The organism is Nocardioides acrostichi, assembly GCF_015319165.1.
Lineage (GTDB): Bacteria > Actinomycetota > Actinomycetes > Propionibacteriales > Nocardioidaceae > Nocardioides > Nocardioides acrostichi.
On sequence record NZ_JADIVZ010000008.1, the window covers coordinates 61,108 to 72,805 of the forward strand.

An 11,698-nucleotide genomic window follows, 5' to 3' on the forward strand; every position below is an offset into this window, starting at 1 on the left:
AAGGCCGTGCCCCACGGTGGTTGAGCCGGCCAAGGCCGTGCCCCACGGTGGTTGAGCCGGCCAAGGCCGTGCCCCACGGTGGTTGAGCCGGCCGAGGCGCTAGCCGAGGCCGTGTCGAAACCCCGCAGGGCGCCGATCAGCCTTGCGTGTCAGGTCACCGGGGCTCGACCCGCCCGTCGCGCCCTCGTTCCTCGGGCGCGGGGCTTGCTCGACCTTCGCTCGCTCGTCCGGGCTCGTCCTCGCCCGGACGGCTCGCTCACTCCAAGAAGTCCGGGACGATGAGGGCGTCGGGGTCGGCCCGGGGCGGGACGGCGGCGAGCGCGGCCTGCACGAGGGCGATGCGGGCGCGCTGTTCGACCGCACGGCGCATCCGGCCGACATCGCCGAGGGTGGCCTCGACGGCCTCGCGGATCTGGTCGTCGGTGAAGGTGGGACGGGTACCGGACTCGACCTCGACATCGGGCAGCGCGGTGAGCACGGGCAGCACCTGCCCGGAGAGCCCGTCGAGCACGACGTAACGCTGGTAGCGGTCCATCTCGCGCCAGAAGTCGTTGATGTCCTTGCCGGACTTGCGGACCTCACGCTGGGCACCGAGCACGGCTTTGGCGGCGCCCTCGAGGGCGCGGGTCATCTCGTTCTCGGTGAAGCGCACGGCGAGAAGCATGCCACCGGGGGCCGCGCGAGGCTCCGCCCGGACCTCAAGCGACGCGCTCGTGCGGCACGTCGAGCTTCGGCACCCCGCCCAGGCAGCGCCGGTAGTGCACGTGCCCGGCGTAGCGGGCGAGCGCATCCCAGAGCACCTGGTGCGCACGCCAGGGCAGCGGCTCCTCGCCGTCGCGCCAACTCTCGCCGAAGGAGACCCATACCGGCGTCCAGTGCTCGGCGTCGTCCCAGGCTCCGCGCCTGGCCATCAGCATCCGGCGCCGCACCTGGAACGCGCGGCGCGGACCATCGGCGCAGATGGGCGCGGTGGCGATCGGCCACGGGCGCAGGTCGAGGCTCATCAGGTGAACCTCGAGGTCGTGCAGCACCGTGGGGTCGACCAGCACGGTCGCCACGTTCTCGTGCGGCACTCGCTCCATGGCGTGAACGCTGCTCCGCCGACGCACCCGCGTCAACCCCTCCTCCACCGGCGGGTGAGAGGCTGGCACGGTGCTCGTCGAAGTCACTGCTCTCTTCGCGGACGACGACCACGACGACCACCACGCCCTGCGCGCCCTCGCCCAGGCGCACCTCGGTCACCCGACACGACTGTGCCCGCACTGCGCGTCGACCGCCCACGGCCGCCCGCGCAGCCGCACGCGCGGTGAGCGGCTCTCGATCTCCTACGCCCGCGGGCTGGTGGTCACCGCTCGAGCCACCGCGCGGGTCGGCGTCGACGTGGAGCACACCGGCCAGGCAGTGCCCGACGGCTTGGCCGACCTCACGCACTGGACCCGCTCCGAGGCCGTGCTCAAGGCCACCGGCACCGGTCTGCGGCGCGATCCTGCCGGGGTCCGAGCCGACGAGGCGCACACGCTGCCGCTCCCCTTGCCCGACGGCTGGGTCGGCAGCGTCGCGGTCCTCGATGCCACGGAGATCGACCTCGCGTGGCTCGTGCGGTGAGCCACGCTCCCTCCCGGGCCCGACGCCTCACGATCAGGGCAGCGGCGGGACGGCCCTCTCGTAGAGCCACGGCGCCAGCAGCGAGGTGGCGTCGAGCCGCGTGAGCGACGAGGCATGGGCGAGGAAGTCCTCGGTGGTGACCGAGCGCCCCGAGAAGGTGGCGACCCACGAACGCAGCAGCTCGAAGAACGCCTCGTCGCCCGCGGCGACCCGCAGCGTGTGCAGGGTCAGCGCGCCACGCTTGTAGACCCGGTCGTCGAACATGTCGGCCGGGCCAGGGTCGGCGAGCAGCAGATCCTGCTTCTTCTCCACCAGCCGCGCGTGGTGAGAGGCGGCGTGCTCGGCTGCGGGGCGGCGTCCGGAACGCTCCGACCACAACCACTCGGAGTAGCAGGCAAAGCCCTCGTGCAGCCAGATGTCGCGCCACCAGCGCAGCGTGACGGCGTTGCCGAACCACTGGTGCGACAGCTCATGGGCGATGAGCCGTTCCTGCTCCCAGTCGTCGCCCACGAGGTTGCGGCCGAAGGTCGACAACGCCTGGGACTCCAACGGGATCTCCAGGTCGTCGCCGGTGACGACCACGGTGTAGCCGGCGAACGGGTAGGGCCCGAACAGGCTCTCGTAGGCGTCGACCATCTCGTGCTGGCGTCCGAAGCCGGCGCGGTGCTGGGCGTCCGGCAGGTCGGCGGGTGCGGCGATGCGCAGCGGCAGCCCTGAGGCCGGCCGCCCGACCTCGCGGTCGACGTACCGTCCGATCTGCACGGTGGCCAGGTAGGTGGCCATCGGCTCGGCCTGCTCGAAGACCCACGTCTCGGTGGAGCCGCCGCGCTTGTGCTTGGTCTGCTTGCCGTTGGAGACCACGGTGTAGCCGGCGGTGCAGGTGATCTCGAGCCGGTAGGAGGCCTTGTCGTCGGGCCGGTCGTTGCACGGGAACCAGGTGGGTGCGCCGTGCGGCTGGGCGGCGACGATGACACCGTCGGTCAGCTCCTCCCAGCCGGCGTCGCCGAGGTGGCGGGCGATGAGCGGCCTGGGCTGGCCGGAGTAGCGCACGTCGAGAGTGAGCTCGGTGCCGGAGGCGACTTCCTCGGCGAGGTCGATCACGAGCCGGTGCAGCCGGCTGCCGAACCTGCGCAGCTTGGCGCCCTTGAGGCGCACCTTCTCGGCCTTGAGGTGGGAGAGGTCGAGCACGAGCCGGCGGGTGGGCTCGAGCACCTCGACCGACAACGAGGCATCGCCGTCGAGGCGATTGCCCTCCACCGCGTAGTGCAGCGTGAGGTCGTAGTGCCGGACGGCGTAGCAGGGGTCGCCGTGCGAGGGCAGGTAGTCGTCGGCGGTGGGCAGGTTCACTGGTGGTACCCAACCGTCCAGGGACCGATCGGGTTGCCGATCCACACGGTCTTGTCGGGCACCGACTCACCCCTCATCACCAACGACACCGGGCCGACCGTAGCGTGCCGGCCGATGCTGGCCGCGGGCAGCACCACGGAGTTCGGGCCGAGCGTGCCGCCGCGGCGGATGCGCACCCGGTCACACGCCAGCACGCGGTCGTGGAAGAGGTGGGTCTGCACCACGGTGCCGGCGTTCACGACGGCGCCGTCGCCCAGCTCGATCAGGTCGGTCTCGGGCAGCCAGTAGCTCTCGCACCACACGCCGCGACCGATCCTGGCGCCCATCGCGCGCAGCCACGCCACGAGCGCCGGCGAGCCGGCCGCGGCGTGGGCGAACCAGGGCGCGGCGAGCACCTCGACGAAGGTGTCGGCCAGCTCGTTGCGCCACACGAACGAGCTCCACAGCGGGTGCGAGCCCACCCGGTGCCGGCCGACCAGCAGCCATTTCGCCGCCACCGCGAGCGCGGCAGCGACCACTCCGGCCGCCACCAGGAGCAGCCCGAGCAGCACCACGGCGAGCACCGCCCCGGCGACCGGGCCGGCGGCGTCGCGGGCGTCGTCCCAGGCTTGGAGCGCGAGCAGACCCACCAGCACGTGCAGCAGCACGCCGAAAGTGACCGGCACGGAGCGCGCCGCCTCCCAGCACGCCCGCGCCACCCGAAGTCGTGGTGGCGGCGCGAAGGTGCGGGAGTCGTCACCGGCCTCGCTCGTACGCCGCAGTGCCGAGGGCGGGCTGCCCAGCCACGAGTCCCCCTTGCGCGCGGTCTTGCGGTTGGGTGCCGCCGAGAGGACGGCGACCAGCGCCCGCTTGGGCACCTTGCGGCCCGGCGCGGCCATACCGGAGTTGCCCACGAAGGAACGCTTGCCGATCTTCACGTGCTCGGCGCGCAGCCAGCCGCCGCCCAGCTCGTACCCGCCGATGAGGGTGTCGTCGGCGAGGAAAGCCTGGTCTGCCACGCGGGTGAGCGTCGGGATCATGAGCACGGTCGACGCCTCGACGTCGTCGCCGACGCGGGCACCCAGCGCCCGCAGCCACAGCGGGGTCAGCGTCGAGGAGTACAGCGGGAACAGCCAGGTGCGGGCTTCGTCGAGCACCCGCACGGTGGTCCACGTCGCGAGCGCCGGGGCGCTGCGCACGGCGTGCACGCCGGGCTCGACCGCGAGACCGGCCAGCCGCACCACTCCCAGCACGAGGAGCGCCAGCACCACCCAGCCGACCAGGGTCGCGGGCACCAGCCACGGCCACAGCGCCACGAGCGTCGAGCGAGCACCCGTCGTGTCGCCGAGGTCGGCGAGCGCGAGCGCCGTCGCGACTCCGAGGAGGACGGCGACCGCGGGCAGCACGGAGACGACCACGGCCGCCAGGGCGTAGCCGAGCGACCACAGCCGCCCGCCCGTGGGCCGCTCGGCCCACGGACCGCGCGCCCCCTTGCTGATGCGCCGGGCCGGTGCACCCGACCAGAACTCGCCCTCGGGCACCTCGCCGAACACCGCCGAGCCCGGCGCGACCTCGCTGTCGTCGCCGAGCACCGCGCCGGGGCACAGCGTCGAACGGGTGCCGACGCGGGCGCGCCTGCCGACCCGCACCTCGCCGAGGTGCAGCACGTCGCCGTCGATCCAGTGGCCGGTGAGGTCGACCTCCGGCTCGATCGCGCAACCGCGACCCAGCCGCAGGTGGCCGGTGACCGGCGGTAGCGAGTGCAGGTCGACGTCTCGGGAGACCCGGGCCCCGAGCAGCCGGGCGTACCAGGTCATCAGGGCGGCGCCGGAGAGGTTGGTGGCTCCGAGTTGCTCGACCGACCGCTCGGCCAGCCACACCCGCAGGTGCACCTTGCCTCCGCGGGGATAGCGCCCGACCTCGACACCACGCAGCACGAACCGGGCCAGAGCGGCGGCGAGCAGCATCCGTCCCGGCGGGCTGAGGAACACCAGCGCGGCGACCGCCAGCACCCACCACGGCGTGGTCGGCACCCACGGCACGACCCCGTGAGCGAGGTTGGCGCCGACTGCGAGCCAGGTGAGACGACCGGGCGCGGCGAGCATCCGCACACCCACCAGGGCGGCCACCTGGCCGGCCTGGGTCTTGAGCGGGGTCGGGCGGATCTCCCGGTCGAGCACGTTGTCGGCCCCCGCGGCCAGTGAGTCGACGTAGGCCGCCATCGCGCCGAGCCGGGAGTGGTCGTAGACATCGCCGACCGCCAGGTCGGGGTGCGTGCGGCGAAGCCGGGTCACCAGCTGGGCGGCGCCCAGACTGCCACCGCCGAGATCGAAGAAGTCGTCGTCGAGCGCCTCCGGCGCGGTGCCGAGCACCTGCTGCCACAGCTCGGCGATCATCGCCGCCGTGCCCGCGAGTCCGGACGCCGCCGGGTCGGTCCGCTCCAGCGGCCACGGCAGCGCCTCGCGATCGACCTTGCCCGAGGTGCGGGTCGCGATGTCGTCGACCACCGCCAGCCGAGGCACCAGGGCGGCCGGAAGGTCGGCACGCAGCCGCGCCAACGCGGCGGCCTGATCGAAGGCCTCGGTGGTGGTCACGTAGCCGACCAGCAACGAGGTGCCGGCCTCCGTGCGCCGTACCGCGGCGGCCGCGCCCACCACTCCGGTGAGCCCGAGCAGGGCCGAGTCGATCTCGCCGAGCTCGATGCGTCGTCCGCCGACCTTCACCTGGTCGTCGGCACGACCGCTGAACAGCAGGCCGACGGAGTCGTTCTCGACGAGGTCGCCGGAGCGGTAGGCGCGCTCCCAGCCGAGACTCGGCATCGGCGCGTACTTCTCGGCGTCCTTCTCGGGGTCGAGGTAGCGGGCCAGGCCGACGCCGCCGATGATCAGCTCGCCCGTCTCGCCTTCGGGCACCGGTTGCCCGTCGGCGTCGACGACGGCGAGATCCCAGCCGTCGAGCGGCAGCCCGATGCGCACCGGCCCCTCGACGTCGAGCTGCGCGGCGCAGGCCACCACGGTGGCCTCGGTGGGGCCGTAGGTGTTCCACACCTCACGGCCCTCACGACACAGCCGCGGCGCGAGGCCGGGCGGCACCGCCTCCCCGCCGAGGATGAGCATGCGCACCCGCTCCAGCGCCTCGTCGGGCCAGAGACTCACCAGGGTCGGCACGGTCGAGACGATGGTGACGCCGTTGGCCACCAGCCACGGGCCGACGTCCATGCCGCTCTTGACCAGCGCGCGCGGCGCGGGCACGAGGGTGGCGCCGTGGCGCCAGGCCAGCCACATCTCCTCGCACGAGGCGTCGAAGGCCACCGAGAGGCCCGCCATCACGCGGTCGTGCGGACCGATCGGGTCGTGGGTCAAGAACAGCCGCGACTCGGCGTCGACGAACGCCGCGGCGTTGCGGTGGGTGACGGCCACGCCCTTGGGCTTGCCGGTGGAGCCGGAGGTGAAGATGATCCACGCGTCGTCACCCGGGCCGGGCTCCTCGCGCTCCCGCGGCGCCCGCAGCGCGCCGTCCGGGCCGGGACGGACGTCGAGCGCCAGGCCCGCGCCCACGACCGCGGCGACCTCGGCCTCGCCGAACACCACGCGCGCCCGCTCGTCGGGGTCGTCGGCGTCGACCGGCACATAGGCCGCACCGGCGTGCAGCACCCCGAGGATGGCGACGTAGAGCTCGGTCGTGCCCGACGGCGCCCGCACGCCGACCCGATCGCCCCGGCCCACCCCCAGCCGGGCCAGCTCGTCGGCGACGTCCTCCGCCGCCTCGGCCAGCTCGGCGTAGGTCAGCTGCTCGGTGCCGCTGTCGAGCGCCGTGGCGTCGGGGTGCGTGGCGACCGAGACGCGGAAGGCGTCGAGGAGAGTGCGCGGCGCGGGAGCGTGCTCGCCGCGCATGAGGGTGGGCAACGGAGTCGCGGACGGGCTCACGGGGTCATCGTGGTGCATCCAGGTGAACGGACGGTGCCGTCGGGTCGCCGTCCGGACCGAGACTCAGCGGCGGGCGGAGAGCTGCCAGACCGGCGACACGGTGATCGTGTAGGTCGCGTCGGTCGTGCTCGCACCGATCACCGTGCCGCCCCACCCCAGCCGGCTCGTGGGGCCGCCGCCGAAGCGGGAGGTGTCCCACTGGTCGTCGGTGGAGAAGAACCCGACCCCACTGAGCGTCTCGGGGTCGTCGTCCGAGGGCGCTGACACGGTCACGATGCGATCCTCCGCCTGACCCGGGACGACGTACGGCGCACTGCCCGTGCCCTGCTCGTGCCCCGTGACGGAGTCCTCGGAGGTGGTGGACGTCGCCACCGTGGCCCCCGGCACGACGTGCACGCCCACCTTCAGGTCCGCCGCCCCCGAGCGGGTGCGATCGGCCCCCACGGTGAGCACCCGGGCGGCGAAGGTCGTGTCGTGGCCGGGGTCGGAGTCGACCTGGACCGACCAGTCGTTGATCGGGCAGAACGACCAGTCGTAGGAGTCGCGGTCGTGGCCGCTGCCGCCCCGACTGCCGGAGAAGGAGTCCCAGGTCAGTGGCAGGGCGCCACCGAGCTGGGAGTCCTCCGCACTCAGGGTCGCGTCGGTGGAGCCCTTCATCTCGCCCGCCTCGACCACGGTCCAGTCCCGGTCGAAGCTCGTCACGTCGGGGAAGTCCGAGCCGCAGGGCTGGGGCCAGGTCGACGTCTCGGTGGCGGAGGTCTCCCAGGCCAGGTCGAGATCGACGGCGACCTCGGCGCACTGCGGGAGCGCGGCCTCCCAGTCGCCTCGCCGGTAGTCGCCCTCACCGGAGCCCAGCGCCACGCGGCGCGCCGCGAGCATGCCGCGGAGGGCGGTGATGCCGCCGTCGCCCGGGGCGCAGGAGGCAATGGCCTGGTCGAGGCCGAGTCGTGCCAGGTGGTCGATCATCGTGGGCACCTGGTCGAGCAGCGCCGGTAGGGGGACGGCGTCGGCCGCCGGGCTCTGCTCGGCCTGCTGAGCCCAGTCGGAGATCGTCTGGGTCGCGCTCACCACGGCGATCGGGTCGCCGCCCAGCGCATCGTCGTAGGCCGGGATCGCCACCTCGTTCCACCGGGCCAGCAGCATGCCGAGGCGATCGGCGCGGTCCTGGTCGGGATCGAGCGGGGGCGTGCCGGCCAGTGCCGAGGCCCGTGCGGACAACGCGCCGGGGGCCGCGGCGGCCTCGGCCTGCAGGTCGCTGAGGGCGGGCCAGTCCTCATGCAGGGCGGCCAGCTGACCGGGATCGGCCACAGCGACGCCGAAGACCCCGAGATGCGAGGTGAGCACGCTGATCTCGTCGGTGCTCCAGCCGCCGCCCGGGTTCTCGACGACGGGCAGCAGGTGCAGATTGCTGCCGTCCGCGCCAGCGCCGAACACGACCACGGAGTCGGTGGGCTCGTCGAGGGTGAAGGTGACCCTCAGCCGGCGCTGGGCCAGCAGGTCGCTGGGCTCGAGGTCGACGGCGCCGAGCACGGTGAACGGCAGCGGGTGATCGGCGTCGGTCTCACTCACCCGTGCCGGGGTGAGACTCACCTGCTGGTCCTCGAGGAAGGCACCCGCAGGCACGCGGACGGTGGCGTGCACCCCCGCACCCGCCTGAGCGCTCAGCACCCGGTCGCTGGCGTAGGGCACCCACTGCTGCACGGTCGGCGGGTCGAGTCCGACCGCAACGCTCGCCGGTGCCGGAGTGTGCGGGAAGGCGGGATCGGCCCCCTCGGCGGGCGTCAGGGGTCGGGTGAGATCGACGAAGGAGACCTGACGACTCAGACAGTTGTCGGACTCGTCGCTCTCCTCGAACGGCCAGTACGGCGTGGACCGCGCCGCGTCGGCGGCGGAGGTGACTGCGTCGGCGCACACGACCAGGTAACGCGGGTCGGCCGGAACCTGGCCCGGCCAGTCCAGTGCGAAGCTCAGACGCGCGGGGTCGTCTTGGGTCCAGTCGCGGGACTGCCACACGGCGGCCCCGTCGCTCCATTGCGGGGTATCGGTGATCTCGGCGGTGACGGCGAGCGGATCACCGGAGGTGATGGGTACACCCCCGAGGGATCCGAGGTCCGCCACGTCGACCCCGACGTGCAGCGAAGAGCGCAGGTCGCCGGCGATGGCGAAGGCACCGGTCGTCAGATCCTCGAGCGTGAAGTCGGGTTCCTGGCCTTCGCTGTAGGTCGGATGCAGGCGCAGACTCGTCGTCGCGCTGGTCAGCACCCTTCCGTCCGGGGCGAGGAGCACGATCCGCAGCCCGGCTGCCCGGCGTTGCGGCTGGGAGTACGACGCCAGCGCGAGGTCGACGGGGAGCTCGGCCTCGTCGCTCGGCCCCAACGACGGGACGACGAGTCGACGCTGGTCCGGCGCGCTCCATCCCGAAGCCGGGTCGAGCTCGTCGGTCGCGGACACGATCTGGAGCGACGTGGCGGGACTCGCGACCTGGGTCTCGTTGCGCAGCGTGATCGTCAGCGGCAGCGTGCCACCCGCACCGTCGACGTCGACGACCCCCGGCAGTCCGAGCCCCACCGAGACGTCGGGCCAGCCCGGCGTGATGGTGATCGGCTGCGAGAAGCAGTTGTCGGATTCGTCGGCCTCCTCGACCGCTCGGTCGTCATCGGCGCACGCGATGACGAAGAGATCGCCTGCGGTGTCGGGCAGGTCGGCGTAGGTCGATCCGCGCTGGCTGGCACCGCCTTCGAGCTGGCCGACCTGCACGAGGCCGAGCACCACATCGCCTGCGTCGGGGGCGTCGTCGGCGGAGAGGTAGACGCGGGTGAGGCTGGCCGCAGCCGGGACCGAAGCGGAGTTCGCGGTGGTGACCTGCACCAGTTGTCGCGACCCGGCGGCCACCACGGGGCCGCTCCCCCGGTAGTCCGGGCTGCTCACGGTGAGCGCGGTGACGCCGAGGTCGGGCCGTGCCGGCTCACGGACCACGAGGGAGATCGCACGGCAGTTGTCGTCCTCATCGGTCTCCCGCACCGCGTGCCTGGCATCGGCGCAGGCGAGCAGGTGGAAGCTGCCTGGCGTCCTCGGCGCCTCGACAGCCACCGACACCCGCTTCCCGGCACCCCTCGTCAGTCGCGGCACCGCCAGCCGGGCGAGTACGACGTCTCCGCGGCTCGGCCGGGCATCGCGTGAGAGCAGCAGGGAGGTCGTGGAGCGGCCCGCGGCCCCACGGCCCCGGTTCCTCGTCGTCGTGCTCACGTGCAGGCTGCTTCCCGCCTCCACGACGGAGGCCGACGGCACCACGCGCGTCACGACGAGGTCGGGTCGAGCCCCGGCCGCCGCTGCGGTCTCGAGAGGCACGCAAGCCAGGGCCGCGAGCGACGTCGACCCGAGCAGGACGGCGACCAGGAACCCGATCCGGGGAATGCGAAGCGCCATGCGCCTGAGCCTGCACACCGCGAGGCGCCCTCGCATCGGGGTTCGACCCTGAACCTGGGAGGGCGAGGTGGATGGCCGCGGCGCGCCGCAGAGCGCGACGCGGACGCCTGGCTGGCCTTCATGCCGCTCCTCTCCCGCCCGCTCCGGCGGCACACCTATGACACAGTCCGAGGCGTGCGGGTGGCGGTGGTCGGGCTGGGCAATGCGGGCGCTACCGCGGCCTGCCTGCTGCACGACGCCGGTCACCACGTCGAGGTGATCGAGCAAGCAGCGGATCCGCGGCCGGTCGGTGCCGGCATCTGGCTCCAGGCCATGGGCCAGCGGGTGCTCGACCACCTCGGCCTGCTCGAGCCGCTGCGCGCCTGCTCCACCGTGGTCGACACGATCGACATCCGCCGTCACGACGGACACCAGCTGCTGACGCTGGGCTACGACGACCTGCCCGGGTCCACGCCGGCCCTCGGCGTGGCCCGCGGTGACCTGTTCTCCCTGCTCCACGATGCGGTCCGGGCCCGCGGCATCCCGGTCCGCACCGGCGTCCGGGTCGACGACGTCACGCCGACTGCGGCCGGCGCCGTCGTCCGGGTGGCCCGGCGCGAGGTGGGTCGCTACGACCTCGTCGTCGGCGCCGACGGCAGCCGTTCGGCCGTGCGCGGAGCCCTCGGACTCGCCCGGCGCGACCACCCCTACCGCTGGGGAGCCTGGTGGGCGGTCGTCGACGACCCCGAACAGGTGGCCGGCACGAGGCTGCTGCAGACCCTGCGCGGCACCCGCGAGTACGTCGGCGTGCTACCGACCGGACGACGACGCGCCTCGTTGTTCGTCTCCGTCGCGGTCACCGCCCTGACCGGCCCGGCTCCCGATCTCGACGCGTGGCGCGCGCAGTGCGCCGGGCTCCTACCAGGCGCCGAGCCGCTGCTGCACCGGGTGCGCGAGCTGCTGCCCGCCACCTACCGCGATGTCGTGGTGCGCACGCCCTACCGCATCGGGCAGGGAGCCGCGGCGGTGTTGATCGGCGACGCCGCGCACGCGATGAGTCCACAGCTGGGCACCGGCACGAGCCTCGCCCTCGCCGACGCATGGAGCCTGGCGGCGGCGTTGCGCACGACGTCCGAGGCGGGCGGGTCCGAGGTGGGGACGGCGCTGCGCCGGCATGCGGCCGACCGGCGGGCGCACGTGCGCTGGTACCAGTGGTGGACGCGGCTGATGATGCCGGCCTTCCAGAGCGGACTCACCCCACTGGCGGTACCCCGCGACCACCTGGCGCCGCTGGTCGCACGCCCCCCGTGGCTGCGACGTCAACTCGTCGGCACGCTGTGCGGCGATCGCACCGGCCCGTTCGGCGTGTGGCGGGCGCCCTGAACCGGCCGGTGCCCGTCGCAACGGCCGGTGGGCCCTCACTGTCCATCCGCGAG

7 protein-coding genes are annotated in these 11,698 nt (G+C 73.5%); 2 read left to right on the top strand and 5 right to left on the bottom strand.

Features of this window, described 5'->3' with window-relative positions; all coding sequences use genetic code 11:
• Positions 1-256 precede the first annotated feature (256 nt).
• Positions 257-652 carry a hypothetical protein gene (locus tag ISG29_RS14640; protein WP_328829270.1) on the bottom strand — a complete coding sequence of 132 codons (396 nt, stop codon included), beginning with the start codon at positions 650-652 and terminating at the stop codon, positions 257-259.
• A 46-nt stretch (positions 653-698) separates the two neighbouring features.
• Positions 699-1,082, bottom strand: coding sequence for a hypothetical protein (locus ISG29_RS14645; RefSeq protein ID WP_194504198.1), 384 nt, complete (start codon positions 1,080-1,082; stop codon positions 699-701).
• A 70-nt stretch (positions 1,083-1,152) separates the two neighbouring features.
• Here ISG29_RS14645 and ISG29_RS14650 point away from each other — a divergent pair, with 70 nt between their 5' ends.
• A complete protein-coding gene (locus ISG29_RS14650) occupies positions 1,153-1,605 on the top strand; it encodes a 4'-phosphopantetheinyl transferase family protein (protein WP_194504199.1) in 453 nt (150 codons plus the stop codon).
• Positions 1,606-1,638: 33 nt separating this feature from the next.
• Here the strand turns inward: ISG29_RS14650 and ISG29_RS14655 are convergent, their stop codons facing one another.
• The 3 genes from ISG29_RS14655 to ISG29_RS14665 all read right to left on the bottom strand — a co-directional run bounded on the left by ISG29_RS14655 (position 1,639) and on the right by ISG29_RS14665 (position 10,283).
• A complete protein-coding gene (locus ISG29_RS14655) occupies positions 1,639-2,952 on the bottom strand; it encodes a M1 family metallopeptidase (RefSeq protein WP_194504200.1) in 1,314 nt (437 codons plus the stop codon).
• The gene (locus ISG29_RS14660; RefSeq protein ID WP_328829273.1) at positions 2,949-6,857 is read right to left on the bottom strand and encodes a Pls/PosA family non-ribosomal peptide synthetase; all 3,909 of its coding nucleotides are present in this window, start codon (positions 6,855-6,857) and stop codon (positions 2,949-2,951) included. The genes ISG29_RS14655 and ISG29_RS14660 overlap by 4 nt, the downstream gene beginning before the upstream one ends.
• A gap of 63 nt (positions 6,858-6,920) precedes the next feature.
• Positions 6,921-10,283, bottom strand: a complete 3,363-nt coding sequence (locus ISG29_RS14665) for a CARDB domain-containing protein (RefSeq protein ID WP_194504202.1) — start codon at positions 10,281-10,283, stop codon at positions 6,921-6,923.
• 174 nt (positions 10,284-10,457) lie between these two features.
• Here ISG29_RS14665 and ISG29_RS14670 point away from each other — a divergent pair, with 174 nt between their 5' ends.
• On the top strand, positions 10,458-11,645 hold the full coding sequence (locus ISG29_RS14670) for an FAD-dependent oxidoreductase (RefSeq protein WP_194504203.1): 1,188 nt from the start codon (positions 10,458-10,460) through the stop codon (positions 11,643-11,645).
• Positions 11,646-11,698: the final 53 nt, after the last annotated feature.

Bases quoted from the DNA above. Each gene is read 5' to 3' on its own strand.
- ISG29_RS14645 (WP_194504198.1), bottom strand. From the start codon at position 1,082: ATGGAGCGAGTGCCGCACGAGAACGTGGCGACCGTGCTGGTCGACCCC.
- ISG29_RS14665 (WP_194504202.1), bottom strand. From the start codon at position 10,283: ATGGCGCTTCGCATTCCCCGGATCGGGTTCCTGGTCGCCGTCCTGCTC.